Here is a 21,002-nt window from a genome sequence, read left to right on the forward strand (position 1 = left end):
GATTAGCCACTCATACTCAAAACAAGGTTATCCTTATGATAATGGGCCAATTGAAGCTTTTCACTCATTGTTGAAGAGAGAGTTTGCCTTTCAAACAACTTTTTCCAATTTTGAGGACTTGGTAATCCGAACCTCAAATTACATCAGTTGGTTTAATTCCGACAGAATTAGAACGAGTGTTTAGAAAAATATGTGCCATTTATTGACATAGGAGCACATCATGTAGTGATGCCATTTCTTTTGATATTTCACTTAAAATACTGTTAATTGCATTCAAGCCAACTATAGTATCATGTTCAACTGAATTAATAGTTTTATCGTTCTTTACCTTTCCAACGGCATCGTTGTAGACCTGTTTGATCTTATTGATTAACTCATTTTGTCGATTAATACTTAATCCTGAATGATAAACTTTATCAATCACTGTCGCTTTAGCTTTATCCAACTTGTTAATAGAAACATTCTTAGCAGCTTGCAATTTAGCAGCACCACTAATGTTATTAATAGCTATTTCACTATCTTTTTCAGCGAGAGCAACTTCTTGAGAAGATGTTGTATTAGTGATGTGACTATTAAAATCAGTAACTACTTGCAGTATTCCATCAATAAATCGTTGCTTTTCTTTGGACGTTAAGTTTGAGTTTTGATTAATCTCTTTAATGGCCGCTTGAGCTATTTGATTAATTTTATCCTTAGCAACATTTTGTGCTGTTTGTAAGGCTTCACTCTCTTCAGTAACTGTGCCTGCAATACTATTAATGGCATTAACGCCATCCGTCGTATCTTGGTTAACTTGGACAATCGTTGTGTCTGCCGTCACCTTATCAACGGCTGTATCATACGCTTCGTTGACGGCATTAATCAATGCATTTTGTCGATCTGCACTCAAACCTGATTCTGTAATTTGAGCAATCGTTGTGTTCTTAGCTTCATCTAACTTTGCGATACCCTCATTCTTAGCGGCTTGTAACTCAGCGGCATCACTCACGACTGCAATATTGGCTTCACCAGTTTGTGTTGCTTCAGTTGCTTCGTCTGGACTTGTTGCTTGTGCAATTTGATCCTTTGCTGTATTTGCTGCTTCATCAACGGCAGCCACTAAATCATGCTTTTCATCCGCTGTTAGACTTGCATTATTATTAATGTCGTTCTTGGCAGCTTCCGCTGCTGCATTAATGGCATTTTGCGCTGTCTCTTGTGCCGCTTGTAAGGCTTCACTTTCTTCAGTGACTGTGCCTGCAATACCATTAATGGCATTAACGCCATCCGTCGTATCTTGGTTAACTTGGACAATCGTTGTGTCTGCCGTCACCTTATCAACGGCTGTATCATACGCTTCATTGACGGCGTTAATCAATGCATTTTGTCGATCTGCACTCAAACCTGATTCTGTAATTTGAGCAATCGTTGTGTTCTTAGCTTCATCTAACTTTGCGATACCCTCATTCTTAGCGGCTTGTAACTTAGCCGCATCACTCACGACTGCAATATTGGCTTCACCAGTTTGTGTTGCTTCAGTTGCTTCGTCTGGACTTGTTGCTTGTGCAATTTGATCCTTTGCTGTATTTGCTGCTTCATCAACGGCAGCCACTAAATCATGCTTTTCATCCACTGTTAGACTTGCATTATTATTAATGTCGTTCTTGGCAGCTTCCGCTGCTGCATTAATGGCATTTTGCGCTGTCTCTTGTGCCGCTTGTAAGGTTTCACTTTCTTCAGTGACTGTGCCTGCAATACCATTAATGGCATTAACACCATCCGTCGTATCTTGGTTAACTTGGACAATCGTTGTATCTGCCATCACCTTATCAACGGCTGTATCATACGCTTCATTGACGGCGTTAATCAATGCATTTTGTCGATCTGCACTCAAGCCTGATTCTGTAATTTGGGCAATCGTTGTGTTCTTAGCTTCATCTAACTTCGTGATACCATCATTTTTGGCAGCTTGTAAGTCAGCGGCATCACTCACAGCACTAATATTGGCTGTACCTGCATCCTCAGCTGTTGTAACATCGGCAACGTTCGTTGCTTGATTGATGTCATTCTTCGCATCTGTTGCTGCATTAGTGATTTGCTCTTTGTACGCATCCTTTTGTCCAGCTGTCAGACTCGTGTTGTTCTCAATCGCAGCGATTGCGTTTGTTGCTGCGGTATCAATTGCATTCGCAGCATCATTCTTAGCTGCTTGCAATTTAGCCGCATCACTTACAGCACTAATGTTTGCTGTACCTGCATCTTCAGCCGTCGTAACATCCGCAACGTTCGTTGCTTGATTGATGTCATTCTTCGCATCTGTTGCTGCATTAGTGATTTGCTCTTTGTACGCATCCTTTTGTCCAGCTGTCAGACTCGTGTTGTTCTCAATCGCAGCGATTGCATTTGTTGCTGCGGTATCAATTGCAGCCACAGCATCATTCTTAGCCGCTTGCAATTTAGCCGCATCACTCACGACTGCAATATTAGCTTCACCAGTTTGTGTTGCTTCAGTTGCTTCGTCTGGACTTGTTGCTTGTGTAATTTGATCCTTTGCTGTATTCGCTGCTGCATCAACAGCAGCCACTAAATCATGCTTTTCATCCGCTGTCAGACTTGCATTATTATTAATGTCGTTCTTGGCAGCTTCCGCTGCTACATTAATGGCATTAACACCATCCGTCGTATCTTGGTTAACTTGGACAATCGTTGTGTCTGCCGTCACCTTATCAACGGCTGTATCATACGCTTCATTGACGGCGTTAATCAATGCATTTTGTCGATCTGCACTCAAACCTGATTCTGTGATTTGGACAATCGTTGTGTTCTTAGCTTCATCTAACTTCGCGATACCATCATTTTTGGCTGCTTGTAAGTCAGCGGCATCACTCACGGCACTAATATTGGCTGTACCTGCATCCTCAGCTGTCGTAACATCGGCAACGTTCGTTGCTTGATTGATGTCATTCTTCGCATCTGTTGCTGCATTAGTGATTTGCTCTTTGTACGCATCCTTTTGTCCAGCTGTCAGACTCGTGTTGTTCTCAATCGCAGCGATTGCGTTTGTTGCAGCGGTATCAATTGCATTCACAGCATCATTCTTAGCTGCTTGTACCTGGGCTGTATTTTTAATATTAGTAAAACTAATCTCGCCATTCTGTTCAGCGGTCAAAGCATCTTCAGGACTTAATGTTTGCCCAATTTCCAAAATTGCATCATCATGCACCTTATTTATTTGTGATTCATAATCACTAATTTGTGTACTTGTTAAACCATCTATATTATTAATATCATTAATCACATTTTCCGTTGCCGTTTGTAATAAATCCATGGCATAATCCTGGCCATCTGCCAAACCAGTTATTGTGTTTAAGTCATTAATAAATGAATCGTAAGCATCTGAATTTGCTGAATTTTGAGAAACATTATCTACAAATTTATCAATAACACTAGCAACACTAGTGTTAACTTGACCAATTAAGCTCTCTTTTGCTGATTTGTTAAATGAGTTAATCCATTAATATGAGATGTAGCATCTGTTGCTGCTGCATTAACTTTATCTCTATATTGTTGAGCAGTTAAAATACCTAAGTCAGCTGATACGACATCACTATCCAAAAAATTGTATGTCGCATATAAATCAATATTTGTACCAGGTGCTAATGTATTAATAACATCATTGGGAATAATTTCAAATATGAATTTATAACCTTTACCATTTGGATCTTTTGTCATTGATGCTTGTGCAGCATAAACAACTGTGGTATCTATCCCGTTTTCTCTCCAGTATGGACTATCTAATTTTTGACCAGCAAATTCATTGCCATTAATTGTGGCATGAATATACGCACCCGGCGTATCCGTATAACCACTCACTTCTAAATATTTACCATTTTCTTTAGTAACAGTAACATTATCATCAACGATATTTACTTCGCCATTAGCCTGAACAAATTCTAGTGATGCAACACTTGCATCACTACCTATTTGATTTAATAATGAAATTAATTTATTTTCATCAGCCTGTGTTAAACCAATGATTTTTTTACTATCCGCGTCAGTAACCAGAACATTACCACCACTAACAGTAAAACTAATTGTCTTAAAAGGCCCTGTAGTTGCGCCATTTGTTTTCAATCGCGCTTTTGACAAACTAAAACTACCGTCTTTAATCCACTGTGCTTGTGAATTAGTCCCTAAGTGCAATAAGAAATCTTTTGGACTTTCAATTGAAACATTTCCACCTGTATCTAATAAAACAATTGATCCAGTACCACTAGTTGCATCATCCAGTACAATTTTAAAAGTACTACCCAATAATTTAGCATTTCCAGAAATTTGAACTAATGTACCAGAAAATGATCCCATATCATGGCCATTAACATTAAAAGATGCGCCATAACCAGTGTTTAACTGACCATTAATGTAAACAGCTGTATTTGATGATTGTCCACTACCGCCATAACTGCTAATGTTTCCTGTAACATTGATATTAACGGTACCACCATCGTTAATATTCATAATTGTATTTTTGTCTGTAATACTAATTGCAGCAACCCCTTGAGATGAATCTTCACCCGCGTTGATGTTCAAAGTACCACCGTTTTCCACAGTTAGAACACCACTACCTGACATATAGATTCCATTAGCCTTATTACCCCATTCAGCGGAACCATTCTTTCCGGTACCATTATCGTGTGGGGTTAAAGTAACGATAGCCCCTTTTTTAACCGTAATACCACTATTATTTCCTGTCATACGAATAACATTGTCTTTGAAGGTTGATCCTTCGAAAATCGACCCTTCATCAAAAATAATATAATCATTCTTACCAGTGAATTCTAAGACTTGTTGTGAATTACTAACACTTACAATCGAACCATCGACTGGACTAACATAAGAACTAACGGCCTTAATCGTATTTTTACCCTGGAAAGTAACAGTTGTATTATCACTAGCATAAACTAATTGTGCTCCTGTATAACTTGTATTCCTAAACGTAATATTTGATTGCTTAGAAGACAAAAAAACATCTGTATTAATAACACCATAATAAACCGTTCCATAAAGATCAATATTTTCATAGGTTAGGTTAAGTTGACCTTTTGGATATGCGCCTCTAAAATCAATAGCGTAACGACCACCATCATTTGAGCGAATTAATAAAGTATTATTATCTCTGACTGCAACGGATTGCGAACCACTACCTGATGCAACAATATTATTATCTATAATTATTTCATTAATATCTTTATTTTTTAAGGCACTCGTAAAATCATTCCAACTGGAAACATGAACACTAGAAATAACCTGCGATGCAGCTTTAGTACGTGGTACTGTATTAGCTTTTTTTATTTCGGCATCCGTAACAGCTGCTGAACTACTTCCGCTTACTACCGCACTACTATTTGCCGTTACTGCCTCACTATTAACACCTGTAGCATCGCTTGTTGCTGTTACTTCACTATCTGCACTTACGGCACTACTACTATTAACGCTCGTGGCACTACTTGTTGCTGTTACTTCACTATCTGCACTTGCTGCACTACTACTATTAACATTCGTAGCATTGCTTGTTGCTGTTACTTCACTATCTGCACTTGCGGCACTACTACTATTAACATTCGTAGCACTGCTTGTTGCTGTTACTTCACTATTTGCACTCGCAGCACTGCTTGTTGCTGTTACTTCACTATCTGCACTTACTGCACTACTACTATTGACACTCGTGGCATTGCTTGTTGCTGCTGATGTTTGCGAGTCAGCATCGTTTAAATTTGATTCAGTCTTGACTGTAGTCACTTCATTATTTGAAGAAGTTGAACTAATATTTGATGAACCATCATTTATTTGTTCATCTTGTTCTACTTTATTACTAGCAGAAATATTTTCTGTTGTTATTTGCTTATCCTCAGAAGCAGGTAAATTTTCTTCTTTTGTTACTGGTTTATTATCTAAAACCACTTGTGGTTGTGATAACTCATTTGTTGCATTATCATCATTACTAATTTCAGAACTAGCATCATTAGTTGTATCCGCATGTACACTATCAGCATGAACTGCCCCCGTTAACATCACGGTCATTATAGATATGCTGGCAAAAACCCACCGCTTACCGTCCTTATACATCTTGTAATGTTCTTTCGAATTATTAATACCCATGATAATGTAACCTCCTAATTTTTTTGCGTTTACAATGTATTGTAGGTTATTCATTAGGCATTCATCATTATCAAAAACAGTCTATTACTATCAAAAAGTATCTATTTTTATATATTAATAACCATAAAAATTAATATACATTTTTATATTTTTTCATAACAGACTTTTATCATTCAAGTTCAATATTTTAATATGCTAATTAAAAACGACCACTAAATTTCATAAAAAATCCAGTGGTCGTTTATTTATCTTATTCATTTAAAAATATGATTTATAGCTAATTGTTTTTTACACTTACTTTTTAGCAAAATACTCTTGGCAAATATTCACAATTCGTTCTGCTGTATGACCATCACCGTAAGGATTCTGAGCATTTGCAACTCTTTTATATTTATCAGCATCATGCAAAAGCGTAAGCATTGCTTGTTTTACTTTAAATGTATCTGTCCCAACTAGTTCTAAAGTACCTGCATCGACCCCTTCTGGACGCTCCGTTGTATCTCTTAAAACTAAAACAGGTTTATTTAACGATGGTGCTTCTTCCTGTACACCGCCTGAGTCAGTCATAATAAAGTAACTACGTGCAGCTAAATTATGAAAATCAGTAACCTCTAAAGGGGCAATTAAATGGATATTGTCAATATTTGCAAAAATTTCATGTGCAATCTTTTGCACATTAGGACTTAAATGGACTGGATAGATAACATCGATATTAGAATTTTCGATAGCTACTTCTTTAATTGCAGTAAAAACATCTCGCATCGGTTGTCCTTGATTTTCACGTCGATGCATCGTTAATAAAATAATCTTATGATCAACCGGTATTTCATCTAAAACACCATGGCGATAATCAGTATGTACTGTATATCGCAAAACATCAATAACAGTATTACCTGTCACGAAAATTTGTGTTGCCGTATGCCCTTCTTTTAACAAATTATTTTCACTAAGTTGTGTTGGTGCAAAATAAAGGTCAGCTAAATCATCAGTTATCATTCTGTTCATTTCTTCTGGATACGGTGAATATTTATTCCAAGTTCTTAAACCTGCCTCAACGTGTCCAATTGGTACTTGATGATAAAAAGCGCTCATACTCGCTGCCATGGTTGTTGTTGTGTCACCATGCACTAAAATCAAATTAGGGTTTTCTTGTTCTAAAATACTATCTAATCCCAAAATAACTTTACTAGTTATCTTAGACAGCGATTGATTTTTCTCCATAATATTTAAATCATAATCAGGCGTGATTTTAAATAGCTGTAATACTTGTTGTAGCATTTCACGGTGTTGACCAGTCACGACAACCATTGATTGAATATCTTCTCTAGCCTCAATTTCTTTAATAACCGGAGCCATCTTAATTGCCTCAGGACGTGTACCAAAAATCGACATTATTTTTAACATGCTAATTTATTCCTTCCAGCACAGCCATCGTTGTCAAAGTAGCATCATAATAATTATTTGTGACAAGTGGTTGTGCAAAAATCTTTTGTTGACTCGTAAACAGTTGATTATAATTTAAATTACGTTCTTTATTAACAGCGTAAAATATAGGTGCTCGAAAACTATTCGATTGATAATTATTCAATGGATGCCCATTTAATGCATAACCTGCCGTAATTTTTTCTTGTTTATCAAAAAAATCTAATAATTTATGGCGAACTTTTTGAGCCCGTAAATCATTGCTATCCGCTAACATCATTGGTACCCGACTTGCATTTGCTGAATAATCCCCATCATTCAGTGAAGAAATAGTCTGTGGCTTTACAGGGTAGGCATCCTTTACCTTTATCCAGGCAAAATCCGGTACTAAGCCCGTTTTGTGTTGATTACTTAAATCAACCATACGATCCAACATCCCGCTTTTAACCGTTATCCACCGCTTATCATGCGATTCTTGATAAAAAGTTTCAAAAAAAGCAGGCGCAACATCTGACGTACGCATTAAATTATAGTAATCAGAATTTTTCGTTGCCCAACTTCCTACAGTTAGCACACGCATCTTTTCATTATATTCATAAGTTAAAATGTCATTAGCTACATTACGTGCTAATTTTTGGTAATAAGTTTGATGCTTAGGCCAAACTTTTTGGGCTAATATTAAACTTTCAGCAATATATAAATCACCATCAGTTGCACTACTACGTTGACTAACCCACCTACCGTCTTTTTTACTTTGTCGCCATTTCATCAAATAGGTCGTATTTTGACCAATACTTTCACGATGATGCAAATAATAATTCAATAAACTTTTGAAATCACTTTCTTTAGCCCAACCTTTAGCGCCTGCTTTTACTGTGATGTAAAGTCCATAACCCTGTCCTTCTGATAATGCAACTGGCTTATCAGGCTTATTACTCGTATTAACAAATGTTTCATGCTTATTTTTCTTAATGACATAACTTTTTTCCCAACGATTATAGATTCGCCTTTCAACCTGTTGTGAATTTATTTTATGTAAAATCATAAAAACAGCAATATAAATGATTATCAGACAACCAATCAAAATCCACATTAATTTAACACGCTTCATTCGCTACTCCTTTCTATCGCTTAATCAAATCGTTTTGTTTTGACCCAAATATTACCGTTTCTACGAAATATTGCATCTAAACATACCGAAATAACAGCATGGACAGAAACAACGATGAACAACTGTGCATATGTGAAATATGATGCTAACGACAACCATATTTGTCCGGTTGTCGCCTGACCAAATTGTGTCGACATAGCTAATGAATTTTGCAACATATACAAAACAATCATCAAAATCCAGTTAATTAATAAAACTTGCATAATCAAAACATTGTTACTACCAAAACTAAACGGCATCATAATTGATGGATTAAACAGATTAGCAACCATAAAGCCAACATTCGTTATGAAGATAAGATCTGATAAAATGATTGCAGTGTTAAATAACAGGAAAGTACAAGTAATATAAAAAGTTTTCAATTTAACACGCCAGTTACTACGATTAAATAAATTTTTAAAGTTATGAATGACAACCTGATAGTTTCCTTTAGCCCAACGTAAACGTTGGAAATAATAGTCATGCAGGGTTTCAGGTTCTTGTTGAAATGCTTCAGAATTGTAAGCTAAAGCAATTAATTTACCACTTTGCATAATTTTGAAGGAAATGTCGGTATCTTCAGTCAATGCACCATTGCGCCAACCCCCAATAGATTTGGCAAATTCACGGTTAATAATAAAATTAGTTCCTGGAATTCGCCAATCTTAAACATATGCCAGACAGCACAATGTTGAATGCGATGTGTGACAACAATTTCTTGATTAATACACTTTGTTAAAAAATTTTGTTTTGCATTACGTGTTTTATTACGACCAAAAGCAGCCATATATTCTTCTGGATTTTCAATCGTTTTTTTCACCAAAAAATAAAGGGCATTTTTCTCTGGCATTGCGTCAGCATCATAAACACCAATGTATTCTCCCTGAGCAACTTTAAGCGCATCATTTAAAACACCCGCTTTGCCTCCTTCTCCTGTTCGTTCAATGACTTGTGCATTATGATGCATATATTCTGGTTTATTTAAAACTTTATGCATCTCTGTGGCTGTCTGATCATTACAATTATCGGCATATAACAAAATTTCAACTTTATCTGTTGGATAATTAAGTTTTAAAATAGCTTCTAGAGTTTGTGCAATAACAATTTCTTCATTGTGAGCTGGTATCACAATTGTTACTTTTGGATATACAGGCAGTGGTGTTATCTGTGCGATTTTAGTACTATTTTTTAGCCAAAAATGGGTTGCTCCACCTAAAGTGTTAAGGACATGGCGAGTGATAACCAAATTGAAATTAGCGTTATGATCATTACACTTTGAAAAAACATTTCTTACTTACCTACTATTTCTTTCTTGCTTATGAGCAATTTGTTTTAACATTGTTTTCTCAACACGAAAATAAATAATCCATTGAAAAACAAAAATCACTAACAATAGCACAAAAAAAATAAACGTTATGATTAATAACAAATGTAAAAAGATATTAAGCATTATTGTTCAACCTCTTTTAAATACTCAACAACTAAATCTGTCTCCATCATGCGTTCAACATGTTTCATAGCCTTATCAAACGTCAAAAATTCAACCACATTAACAGCATCAACCTTAAGATGACCCCATTGAAATTGCGGTGTTATTTGTGAAGTATTTACCTCATTTAAGTAGTTCTTAGTGATTTGGTTACGCCTTACAAATGAATCATCTGTTGTTTCATAGGATACGATTAAAAATGTTCCCTTCTCCAAGTAATATAATGATTCAGATGGTAACCGCTTATTTTTTAGTACCTTCGCAATTTGACTGAGTGTTTGTTGGTATTCTGTCTCATGAAATTGACGGAATTGTTGACTATGTACCCAATTAATAGCTGTTACGTGCACCCATAAATTTTCATCTTACTGAATAAAATTAACAATCTTTTGATACATCTTTTCAGCATTATAGGCACCCTGCAATTTTGTAGCTTGATTATAATGTTGAATATACCGTTCTATCTGGTCTCGATTAACATTTTTGGAACTAAATGTTCCTAATAAACTTCTATTAAAAATCGTAATACCCGCTACCAACGGTAAAACTAAAATTAATAATAATTTTGATGGCAATGGTAGCAACATTTGTCCAAATACCAAAAAGCTACTACCTATTGTTGTTAGTAAAATAATGACCCATGTGGACAGAATACTTGATAATAAACTACCAATAAACAATCCCATAATAAATAAAACAATTATTGGCATAATAATATTTGGATCATATGAATTAACAGCATATATAAAAATAATAAATGCTGAAGTTGTAATAAATAAACTTAGCAAAGCTAATCTTATTGTATGTCGTTGCGCCAAAATAACGTTCTCCATTCTTAAAATAATAAGCATCTATTGCTAGATGTTTAAATATAAATGATGATTTTAGTTAACCTGCTAATTAAAATTTCTCCAGGGAAAATAAATTCCTAATATTTTAGCAAGTTTTAATAAAAGAAAACAATCAAATTAAATTAATTTATCTCATCTTTTTATAAAATAAAAGAAACAATAAACTTTATCATCAATAATCACTAAATTAACAACACAAAAAAAGTTACTAGATTCTTAAAACCTAGTAACTTATAATATTGTTTATCTTTTTAATCATTCAATTCAACGGGTGCATCAATCAGCATATCACTGGCAGCATCATCAATATTAGCGACAATTTTAATATGCTGTTTATGATTAATAAACGTAACTGGTGCATCCCCACCATATTCACCATCAAGATTAATCATAATTTTGTCGTTCTTTAATGACGATACTTCAACACGTTCAGACTTTGCATAAATTAAATTAGGATTATTAATATGCTTTCCTTTTAAGACTTCAGTAATCAGATTCAAAATTTCTGCAAACTTAGTTGTCTTAACAATCAACAAGGTAAACTTACCATCATCTAACTTAACATCGGGCACGATTTGTTCAAAGCCACCAACTGAATTAGTTAATGCCAAGAAAAACATGGCTGACTTACCTTTAAACTCACCATCGTCGTATTTAATATGCAAATCCATGGGTTTAATACTAGTCAACATTTCAGCCCCTTTTACAACATAAGCCAAGTAACCATACATTGACTTTAACTTAGAAGGAACCGAATACGTTAATTCTGATAAAGAACCACCTGCAGCAATATTAATAAAATACGAATCATTTGACTGACCAATATCCATTTTAGCAGCCCGCCCCTTTAAAATTACACGAGCTGCAGCTAACGGATCTTCACGTGGTATGCGCAATGCACGCGCATAATCATTAGTTGTCCCAGCTGGAATGATAGCCATCATTGGTCGGTGTTCCAACGGTGCAATACCATTAACGACTTCGTTTATTGTACCGTCACCACCTGCAGCAATAATTAGATCAAACCCTGCCTTCGCTGCACGAGTTGCCTCATTCATTGCTGAATTTTCTTCAGGGGTTGTTGCAAACGCACTCGTTTCATAGCCAGCTTGTTCATAAACATCTAAAATATCAACTAAATCTCGACGAATCGCCTCACGACCAGACGTTGGATTATAGATAATTCGAGCTCGTTTCATTACATTATTACTCCTATTGTTAGTATATGTATGAAATCAGACAAACTGTCTGATTTCTTAGTGTCAACATCATCAAACGATGTACAACATTATTTTTAGTTTATTCTGGCTTACGTGCTTGTAATCCAGCCATCAGTAACTTATTGACAACTGCTGGATTAGCACTACCTTTAGTTTGTTTCATAATTTGACCCACTAAGAATCCAACCGCACGATCTTTTCCATTATGGAAATCAATAATTGATTGTTCATTATTATCCAAAATGTCATCAATCAGCGGTGTCAAAATTGCCGGATCAGATAATTGTTTCAAGCCATTCTTTTCAACAAACTCAATTGGGTCTTCACCCTTAGTGATAGCTTTGAAAACCTTCTTGGCCATCTTAGTTGAAATCGTACCATCATCAATTAGCTTAATCATATCGGCTAAGTGAGCTGGTGTTAATGGGGTTTCTTCCAAATCAGCTTGTTGCTCATTCAAAAAGGCATTAACATCACCCATCAAATAATTAGCCGCACGTTTTGGATCAGCACCTTGTGCAACTGTTGCATCAAAGAAATTTGACATTGCCAATGTTTGCGTCAATACTTCTGAATCATAGACCTCTAAGCCAAGTTCATCAACATAACGTGCTTTACGAACACTAGCTGTTTCTGGCAACTTAGCTTGCACTTCTTCAACCCACTCATCGCTGATATGCACTGGTGTCAAATCAGGCTCTGGGAAGTAACGGTAATCATCTGCCGTTTCTTTAACACGCATCAAAACAGTTTCACCAGTTGCTTCATCAAAACGACGAGTCTGTTGTTGAATTGTACCCCCTGACATATAAATCTTAGCATGGCGGTTCTCTTCAAATGCCAAAGCTTTACGTACATAGTTAAATGAATTCAAGTTTTTCAACTCAACCTTTGTACCGTATTCTTTAGCCCCAACGGGACGAATTGAAATGTTTGCATCAACACGCATTGAACCTTCTTGCATCTTAACATCAGAAATACCCGTAAACTGGATAGCTTGACGTAATGCTTCTAGGTAAGCATATGCTTCATCAGGTGATGAAATATCAGGAGCACCAACAATTTCAATTAAAGGCGTTCCTTGACGATTCAAATCAACATAAGAATAACCATCTGTTCCGTGGGTATTCTTACCCGCATCTTCTTCGACGTGTAATTCAGTAATCCCTACGCGCTTCTTTTGACCTTCAAATTCAATCTCCAACCAACCATTACGGCCAATAGGTTCTTGTTGTTGTGTAATTTGATATGCCTTAGGATTATCTGGATAGAAATAATTCTTACGATCCCAATGCAAATCACGAGTAATATCGGCATTCAAAGCCAAAGAAGCCATCATACCGAATTCCAAAGCACCTTTATTTGCTTGTGGCAAAACCCCTGGATAACCCCAATCAATAACGTTTGTATTGGCGTTGGGTTGTGCACCATATTGTACTGGAGAAGGTGACATTGCCTTAGAATTTGTTTTTAACTCAACGTGGACTTCTAAACCAATTGTCGTTTCAAAATTTGGAACTGCCATTAATCCTTACCTCCTGGTACTTTTTCAAACAAACGCGTTGCTTGCTCATACGCATACGCTGCGCGATAAATGGTTTCTTCTTGATAACGATTAGCAATCAATTGCATACCAACAGGTAAACCATCAACAAAGCCGGCCGGTACTGACATACCTGGTAACCCAGCCATGTTAACTGGAATTGTCAAAACGTCATTCATATATGTGACTTCAGGATCATCTTGGTTAGCACCAAAGTCATAGGCGACATTTGGTGTTGTTGGTGCAACAATCAAATCATAATCGGCAAATACCTTTTGGAAGTCATCATTCATCAACGTACGTACTTGCGCAGCCTTTTTAAAGAAAGCATCATATGAACCGGCTGATAATGAGTATGTTCCAAGCATGATACGACGCTTAACCTCATCTCCAAAGCCTTGTGTACGTGTTTGAACGTACAAATCTTCTAAATTCTTAACATTTTCTGGACGGAATCCATAACGAATACCATCGAAACGTTGCAAGTTTGAAGATGCCTCAGCAGAAGCGATGATGTAATAAGCAGCAACCCCATACTTTGTGTGTGGTAATGAAACTTCATCAACCGTTGCACCTAATTCACGTAACTTTTCAATACCTGCACGAACGGTTGCTTTGATTTGATCATCAATCCCATCAGCAAAATATTCCGTTGGTACGGCAATTTTCAAGCCTTTAATATCACCATCTAAATGTGCTGTAAAATCAGGTACGGGTTGGTCTGATGACGTTTGATCATTAACGTCAGTACCCGAGATCGTACGCAAGACGCTAGCATTGTCTTTAACATTACGCGTAAATACGCCCACTTGGTCAAGTGAAGATGCAAAGGCAATTACACCAAAACGTGAAACACGGCCATAAGTTGGCTTCATACCCACAATACCATTAAAAGCAGCTGGTTGACGGATTGAACCACCCGTATCAGTTCCCAACGCAAATGGTACTTGCCCAGCAGCAACTGCGACAGCAGAACCACCAGAAGAACCACCAGGTACCTTTGTTTGATCCCAAGCATTCTTAGTCTGCTTATAATATGACGTTTCAGTTGTTGAGCCCATGGCAAATTCATCCATATTCAACTTACCAACCCCGATTGCACCTTGTTGGCGTAAACGCGATACAACAGTGGCATCATAAATAGGCTTGAAGTCTTGCAAAATCTTTGATGCAGCAGTTGTGGTAACATCCTTAGTAATTAAATTATCTTTAATACCATATGGAATTCCAGATAAAATATTATCCGGATCAATACCTGCTTCATCAATTGCAGCTGCTTCGGCCAAAGCCTTATCTGTCATTGTTGTTAGAAATGCATCATAAGTGGCATCAGTCTGTTCGATGTTTGCTAAAGTTTCTTTTACCAAATCAACAGCTGTTATCTCTTTGTTGACAAGCTTTTCATGCAACTTTTGAATATCTGTATGCAAAAAATCCATTAATCTTTAGCTCCCCCATCAAGAATTGCAGGCACCTTAATTAAGGTGTCTTGGTGTTCTGGTGCATTATGCAACAATTCTTGCGATTGGTGGGCATTATTAGCCACATCATCTCGTAAGACTGTATGCATTTCCGTAACTGAATACGTTGGCTTAACATTTTCTGTATCTACCTCAGCTAACGTTGTAACCACATCAAAAATTTTACCTAGATGATCTGTAAACATATCAGCTGCTGTATCCGTTAAAGCTAACTTTGCTAAGTTAGCTACATGTTCAACTTCTTCACGCGTAATTTGCTCGTTTGCCATGTTAATTCCTTTCATGCTTTGCTATAGCTATTTTACAAAAGATTTTACATTTAGTATATGTCATCTGGCAAATTTGCTAGATTATCATAGATAACGTGTCACTTACCGTTTAATTCTCACCCTAGTAAATGAAGCACGCATTCTTAATAAACGTTTTAATCAATATAATATACTTATTTTACACGTTTTTTTAGCTTGAAAGTAGTATTTTAAATATAAAAAACCACATGTTCAAAGCGCTATTAATAGTCCATTTTTTAGATACTTAAATAATTTTAGCTAAATACTTAGCCAATCCATCTTCATCATTAGTATATTCAGTCACATCATTGGCAATCGCTTTTAACTGTGAATTACCATTTTTCATGACAACACCGTGCGTGGCATAGTCGATCATTTCATAATCATTCATCTCATCTCCAAAAGCATATACATCAGCCTTATCAATGTTAAAAGCCCGTTGTAAAATCTGTAACCCAGTATCTTTAGCCACCCCAGCAGGGGCAATTTCTAGGACTGGTGAACTCGCACCCCATGTCTTAACCATTACCCGATCAGCACCATATCGATTTGTCACATATTCTTGGATCACGTTTTGATGCGTTTCATTTTGGGCCTCAATCAAAATTGAATTAATATTCTTTTTTAAATTTAATCGATTCAACATCTGTGTTGTTGCTTCATTTTGTGGAAAGAAAAAGGCCTCAGCTGAATTTTTGGGCGCAATTACGCTGTTTGTCCAAACTTCAGAACGATTTTCAGCAACAATCGATTTAATCGCCAAATCAGTTGCGTTTTCAATCAAATCAAACGCAATTTCACGATCTACTTTATAAGAATAAGCATGCTCCCAAGGCGTATTAGGAATTTCACCAAGTGCCCCATTAAAATTAACCATTGGTGATATAAGCCCCAACTGATGATAAATATCCATTGACAAACGCACAGGCCGCCCCGTTATAATGGCAACCACATGGCCCGCCTGCTGCGCCTTTTTAATCATTTGTTGCGTCATTAATGATACCTGTCCAGCGTCATTTAATGTTGTACTATCTAAATCAATCCCAATTAATTTTCGTCCCATTTATCTTTTCCTATTAATCTTTTGCATCTGCTAATGTCACAATTGGCACTAATAACTGACTGTGCTTTGTATCAATTGTATAAGTAATATTTTGATTGCCACGCACTGTCATTTCAAAATCAGTCCCGTAAATAACAACACCTAATTGATGGCCTGCTGTTAACTGATATAACGTTGGTTGCAAAGTTAAGGTTAAATCAACATATTCCTGTGGTCTTAAATCATTGACCCGCCATGAGTTTTCACGATTTTGCATATTTATATGACCAATCGTTATCATTTTAAATGGCGTTGCTTGTGCTAATTCAAATTCAACTAATGACGTTGGTTGCCAATTCTTGCCACGATCAATTTGTTCCCCTTGGGGCACAGGTTTATTCGTTAAGCGTCGTTCTATCCCATAATCAACTAACATTGCACTGACCAAGCCAACATTTGCAGATGATTTCATGCGCAATTGCAAAGATACCTCACCATCAATTAACAAATCTTGCGCCTGTTTAGGTTGTAAAAACATAATGCGTGCATGGTCCAAATCATGCTTTTCACGATTCATCATTAACGAGCGCCAAGTTTGATAGTCTTTACTGTAAGTAGCATAAGCTTGCTTCGTTTGCTGATCTGTATAACTAACTGGTGTTTGCACATTAGCTAATGAAATAGCTGTTGGTGTTGTTTGCCCCCAACTAGCCTTTGTCTGCCACGTATCTGGCTGTTGATTATTTTGCCATGTTATATCTGGTAATTGTGTTTGGGCCTGATTATTAACATCATATAATTTATAGCTTAGCCATAAATTCATTTGATCACTAAAATCTAATGACCGATTGTTATTAATATAAATATGCTGACCTTGATGTAAATATAACTTTTTGACAATATTCAACTCTTGTAATTTTTGGTATAAACGAAAGACCTGACGTGGCTTCACGTTCCAATCATTTAATCCCTGTACCATAATTACATCAGCCTTGACGTTGGGAACATTTTTTAAATAATTACGTGCATCCCAATAGGCATTATAATTACCACCTACTCGATCCATCTCTTGAGCAGTTTGCACTTGTTTTTGATGCCATTGCGCTTTAGTCCGATGCCAGTCACCTGCATCCTGCATTCTTGAATATACTAATTCTGCCAAAACATCCATATCCTCACCAGGAAAACCACCTGGTGCAATCGTTAAACCATTGTCACGATAATATTGATACCAGTCAGAAATTGCTGCTTCAGAAATAACTGTTTCTAGACCAGCAACGCCTGTTGTCGCTACCGCTGTTGCTAACGTCCCCAAATAGGATTTACCAGTCATAGCAACTTTACCATTCGACCATACCGCTTTAATTGTTATACCGCTTGTTTTGTCAGTAAATGCACGCCGATTACCTGCCAACCATTCAACAACCGCCTGCATACTAGCTACTTGTTCTGGTGAACCAGTATCTTGCATACCATCCGAATCACGCGTCCCCACCCCAGACGAGTACACAACTGCAAAACCACGCGATAAGAAATAGTTATTTAAATCAACATGTGCCGTTGGATAAAATGTTTTGGTGGCTACCGATGTTTCGCCATTTTTTTCATGACTTGTCAACACGTTAGTTGGTGCTGCTTGATAGGCAATTTCGTCATACGTAACATGGTTTGGTCGCTTTCTTTCTAGTGGTACATTAACCTTATGCATTTTTTGATCACTAATAGCATCATTTGTTCCTTGATAATATGGAGATGCTGTAAACAATACAGGCACTAACTGGTTCGTTGTTGGTCGAATAATATCAACACGGACCAAATCTTTTATACCATCATCATCCGTATCTAAATCAGTTTCAACGTAAACAACTTCCTTTTTTAATGACTTTGTATCAAAAGTCACCATTGCTTTACCATTAAAAAATAGTGATTCGTTAGTGGTTTTAAAGTAGCCATGACTCGCCAAAAAATCAATAAACTGAAGCCCATTTTTAGTATGGGTCGTTAATAAGTCATACCATGCTGATAACAAATCATTAGTTGACCAAACTCCCGGTATATTAGCCAACGGCAATCCCAGTGCCTGAACGCCTTTCATTGGTTCTGCTAATGTGTAGTCAACATTTTCTGTAAATTGTAATAACTGTAGTGCAACACTATCAAATTCTTGCATTGTCAATGTTGTACAAGTGGTCAAAAAATCAGCTAAGTTTTGATTTTCATTAACCATATAATCAGAAAATTCAGTTGTTACAGCCGTTATTGTCGCTGCTTGCTTCATTAATGCTGCAAATAATGTTATTGGTCCCTGTTGAGCAGCTAATTTAATTGGTGCATCATAAAAACCAATCGCCGTTAACTCTGTTATTTTTTGTTCAAAAGTTGTCTCAATAATCCCAAATTGATTTATCTTCATGTGATCATCTCCATTTCAATGTTTATATTATAACAAACATTAAAACAGAATGAGAACCAGCTCAACCTCAAACAATATCGTTTAAACGATACCCCAAATAATTCAATCAAAAAATATGGCCCATATAAAAAAAGGTGTGTCAATCTACCCTTTAATATAGTAGATTGACACACCTTAAACTTATTTCAAAAAATAAATTCTTAATGTAACATAGCAAAATTTTAATGATTAATCGTTATTGCCCCCTCTTCACCAGCTATCTTCAATGCTTTGTTTTGATCACCAGTTATGTAATCCGTTTCACCCTGATCTTTATCATTTACTTCAAGGTCACTATCACTATTAATCACTCTCATCCCCGGCACAACGACATTATTCAATTTAATATCTGAATTATCACTCTTAATTTCACTAGCTTCCTTAAGTGTTAGTCGGTTAGCATTAAAAGCAACGTCATCGCCAGTTACATGTAATTGATTTGCACTAACATTTTTTAGACGATAACTACTTGATTCACCATTCATGTTAATTTTATCTGCATGGAGTGATTGTAAACGAACACCACCATAATAATTTGTAATGACGACATTTTTAGCTGAAATGCCTTTCGTAATAACACCACTACCCTCAGTTCTAACCGCTAATTTATCTAAATCAATCCCTCGAGGTACCGTAATCGTTAACTTTTGACTTGATGGTTCAATCCCTAAGATAAATCGATCACGATCATGCATGGTGATATTCAAATCATCATTATCGGCATGCAATTTAAACTGGTCAATATTTGTATAATGACCTGAAATATGCCATTTATCGCCTTGTACTAAGTTAATAATACTATTTGAACCACCATTAATAGTTAGTTTTTTGTATTGATGGTCTGCAAGTGTCTTATTAAATTTATGCGTCTCAACAATTTTGGGGCCGTTATCCCAAGTAATAGCTGTATTAGCACCTGTAGATAGACCAATCACTACCATTGCGCCACCAACAACCATGACGCTACCACCAGTGATTAATGCTGCTTTTAATCCCATCTTAATGTGCCCCCTTTACATTATTTTTACTCAAATAACGGTTACCTACCCATTTGATAAATGTTACTAACATTTCAAATAACCAGCGTGTTACACGCCAAACGATTGGTGCAAAGAAGATAACAGCACCAGTCAACAGCAACCCTGCTCCAATGTAAAAGACGCCGGTGGCAACTGATTGCCAAAGTAAAATAACACCGTTAACAAAGGCGATTAATCCCCCTGCTAATACACCAATAATACCAACATAAATACTAAATAAAATGCCCAAGAACAAAATGATTGCTGATATCAAAATACCAATCACACCAATCGCAATTGGAATTAAGAAAGGTGACGCAAATAACCCTAAAACGACTAACCAGACAAGATTCATCCGATTTTTAGTTCGTGTACTACGTGGTACCGTATCATCAGCTACTTCATCATTTTCAATAAAATACTCAATTTTTAAAGAACGAGCGAATTGTTTCGGTGTCCCATATTTTTCTTCAATATCTTGTATTGAGTAGCCCGCATCTAACATTTGTTCTTCGTAAAATTGTAATAATTCTTCCCGTTCATCAGTTGGTAAATCTTTTAAATAAGATCTCACATTATCTAAATACTCTTTAATCATTACGCTCCTCCAATAATGAATTAACTGCCTCTCTAAATGACGCCCATGAGTGAACAATTTCTTGCAGGTGACTTACTCCTAAGTCAGTTATGTGGTAATATCGTCGATTACGTCCTTCAAATGGTTTATCGTATGTCTCTAGATAGCCATCTCGTTTTAGCCGTCTAAGTACCGGATACATGGTGGATTCGCTTACCCCCAATAATTCTTGCATTGATTTGGTAATAATATAACCGTAAGTATCCTCTTTAGTTAATACTGCTAATACTGAGCCATCTAGTACCGTAGTTGGCACTTGAATATTCAT

General features: G+C 36.4%; 16 protein-coding genes and 1 pseudogene. 1 reads left to right on the plus strand and 16 read right to left on the minus strand.

Annotated elements, in window-relative coordinates; translation table 11 throughout:
- Nucleotides 1-184: integrase core domain-containing protein (locus tag FFM55_RS05815; RefSeq protein ID WP_170999657.1), on the plus strand; the 184-nt coding region annotated here is incomplete at its 5' end.
- A 15-nt stretch (nucleotides 185-199) separates the two neighbouring features.
- Here FFM55_RS05815 and FFM55_RS05820 read toward each other — a convergent pair.
- From FFM55_RS05820 to FFM55_RS05895, 16 genes and pseudogenes are all read right to left on the minus strand, one after another.
- Entirely contained in the window at nucleotides 200-3,307 is a 3,108-nt protein-coding gene (locus FFM55_RS05820) for a DUF1542 domain-containing protein (protein WP_137600669.1), read from the minus strand.
- Nucleotides 3,308-3,453: 146 nt separating this feature from the next.
- Nucleotides 3,454-6,138 (minus strand): KxYKxGKxW signal peptide domain-containing protein, encoded by a 2,685-nt coding sequence (locus FFM55_RS05825; protein WP_170999663.1) that lies wholly within the window; start codon nucleotides 6,136-6,138, stop codon nucleotides 3,454-3,456.
- Between the two features lie 294 nt (nucleotides 6,139-6,432).
- Complete coding sequence (gene wecB / locus FFM55_RS05830) at nucleotides 6,433-7,548, minus strand: non-hydrolyzing UDP-N-acetylglucosamine 2-epimerase (protein ID WP_137600671.1); 1,116 nt, start codon at nucleotides 7,546-7,548, stop codon at nucleotides 6,433-6,435.
- Entirely contained in the window at nucleotides 7,544-8,671 is a 1,128-nt protein-coding gene (locus tag FFM55_RS05835; protein ID WP_137600672.1) for a glycosyl hydrolase family 8, read from the minus strand. The genes wecB and FFM55_RS05835 overlap by 5 nt, the downstream gene beginning before the upstream one ends.
- A gap of 20 nt (nucleotides 8,672-8,691) precedes the next feature.
- A pseudogene (locus tag FFM55_RS05840) lies at nucleotides 8,692-9,979 on the minus strand (glycosyltransferase family 2 protein).
- A 180-nt stretch (nucleotides 9,980-10,159) separates the two neighbouring features.
- Entirely contained in the window at nucleotides 10,160-10,549 is a 390-nt protein-coding gene (locus tag FFM55_RS05845; RefSeq protein WP_137600673.1) for a hypothetical protein, read from the minus strand.
- A 15-nt stretch (nucleotides 10,550-10,564) separates the two neighbouring features.
- Nucleotides 10,565-11,017 carry a hypothetical protein gene (locus FFM55_RS05850; protein WP_137600674.1) on the minus strand — a complete coding sequence of 151 codons (453 nt, stop codon included), beginning with the start codon at nucleotides 11,015-11,017 and terminating at the stop codon, nucleotides 10,565-10,567.
- Nucleotides 11,018-11,301: 284 nt separating this feature from the next.
- A complete protein-coding gene (locus tag FFM55_RS05855; RefSeq protein ID WP_137600675.1) occupies nucleotides 11,302-12,249 on the minus strand; it encodes a diacylglycerol kinase in 948 nt (315 codons plus the stop codon).
- Nucleotides 12,250-12,349: 100 nt separating this feature from the next.
- Nucleotides 12,350-13,795 carry an Asp-tRNA(Asn)/Glu-tRNA(Gln) amidotransferase subunit GatB gene (gene gatB / locus FFM55_RS05860; RefSeq protein WP_137600676.1) on the minus strand — a complete coding sequence of 482 codons (1,446 nt, stop codon included), beginning with the start codon at nucleotides 13,793-13,795 and terminating at the stop codon, nucleotides 12,350-12,352.
- Complete coding sequence (gene gatA / locus FFM55_RS05865) at nucleotides 13,795-15,252, minus strand: Asp-tRNA(Asn)/Glu-tRNA(Gln) amidotransferase subunit GatA (RefSeq protein ID WP_137600677.1); 1,458 nt, start codon at nucleotides 15,250-15,252, stop codon at nucleotides 13,795-13,797. The genes gatB and gatA overlap by 1 nt, the downstream gene beginning before the upstream one ends.
- Entirely contained in the window at nucleotides 15,252-15,563 is a 312-nt protein-coding gene (gene gatC / locus FFM55_RS05870) for an Asp-tRNA(Asn)/Glu-tRNA(Gln) amidotransferase subunit GatC (RefSeq protein WP_042492849.1), read from the minus strand. The genes gatA and gatC overlap by 1 nt, the downstream gene beginning before the upstream one ends.
- 265 nt (nucleotides 15,564-15,828) lie before the next feature.
- On the minus strand, nucleotides 15,829-16,647 hold the full coding sequence (locus tag FFM55_RS05875; protein ID WP_137600678.1) for a Cof-type HAD-IIB family hydrolase: 819 nt from the start codon (nucleotides 16,645-16,647) through the stop codon (nucleotides 15,829-15,831).
- Nucleotides 16,648-16,660: 13 nt separating this feature from the next.
- Nucleotides 16,661-19,039, minus strand: a complete 2,379-nt coding sequence (locus FFM55_RS05880) for a Xaa-Pro dipeptidyl-peptidase (RefSeq protein ID WP_137600679.1) — start codon at nucleotides 19,037-19,039, stop codon at nucleotides 16,661-16,663.
- A 221-nt stretch (nucleotides 19,040-19,260) separates the two neighbouring features.
- A complete protein-coding gene (locus FFM55_RS05885; RefSeq protein ID WP_137600680.1) occupies nucleotides 19,261-20,076 on the minus strand; it encodes a DUF4097 family beta strand repeat-containing protein in 816 nt (271 codons plus the stop codon).
- A gap of 1 nt (nucleotide 20,077) precedes the next feature.
- Nucleotides 20,078-20,695, minus strand: coding sequence for a DUF1700 domain-containing protein (locus FFM55_RS05890; protein ID WP_052348401.1), 618 nt, complete (start codon nucleotides 20,693-20,695; stop codon nucleotides 20,078-20,080).
- Nucleotides 20,688-21,002, minus strand: coding sequence for a PadR family transcriptional regulator (locus FFM55_RS05895; protein WP_137600681.1), 315 nt, complete (start codon nucleotides 21,000-21,002; stop codon nucleotides 20,688-20,690). Before FFM55_RS05895 ends, FFM55_RS05890 begins: the two co-directional genes overlap by 8 nt.

Source organism: Weissella sagaensis (assembly GCF_005405285.1).
Taxonomy (GTDB): domain Bacteria; phylum Bacillota; class Bacilli; order Lactobacillales; family Lactobacillaceae; genus Weissella; species Weissella sagaensis.

Coding starts and splice junctions, on each gene's coding strand:
- FFM55_RS05820 (WP_137600669.1), bottom strand. CDS start 3,307: ATGGATTTATTACAAACGGCAACGGAAAATGTGATTAATGATATTAAT.
- FFM55_RS05825 (WP_170999663.1), bottom strand. CDS start 6,138: ATGGGTATTAATAATTCGAAAGAACATTACAAGATGTATAAGGACGGT.
- FFM55_RS05835 (WP_137600672.1), bottom strand. CDS start 8,671: ATGAAGCGTGTTAAATTAATGTGGATTTTGATTGGTTGTCTGATAATC.
- FFM55_RS05855 (WP_137600675.1), bottom strand. CDS start 12,249: ATGAAACGAGCTCGAATTATCTATAATCCAACGTCTGGTCGTGAGGCG.
- gatB (WP_137600676.1), bottom strand. CDS start 13,795: ATGGCAGTTCCAAATTTTGAAACGACAATTGGTTTAGAAGTCCACGTT.
- gatA (WP_137600677.1), bottom strand. CDS start 15,252: ATGGATTTTTTGCATACAGATATTCAAAAGTTGCATGAAAAGCTTGTC.
- gatC (WP_042492849.1), bottom strand. CDS start 15,563: ATGGCAAACGAGCAAATTACGCGTGAAGAAGTTGAACATGTAGCTAAC.
- FFM55_RS05875 (WP_137600678.1), bottom strand. CDS start 16,647: ATGGGACGAAAATTAATTGGGATTGATTTAGATAGTACAACATTAAAT.
- FFM55_RS05880 (WP_137600679.1), bottom strand. CDS start 19,039: ATGAAGATAAATCAATTTGGGATTATTGAGACAACTTTTGAACAAAAA.
- FFM55_RS05885 (WP_137600680.1), bottom strand. CDS start 20,076: ATGGGATTAAAAGCAGCATTAATCACTGGTGGTAGCGTCATGGTTGTT.
- FFM55_RS05890 (WP_052348401.1), bottom strand. CDS start 20,695: ATGATTAAAGAGTATTTAGATAATGTGAGATCTTATTTAAAAGATTTA.
- FFM55_RS05895 (WP_137600681.1), bottom strand. CDS start 21,002: ATGAATATTCAAGTGCCAACTACGGTACTAGATGGCTCAGTATTAGCA.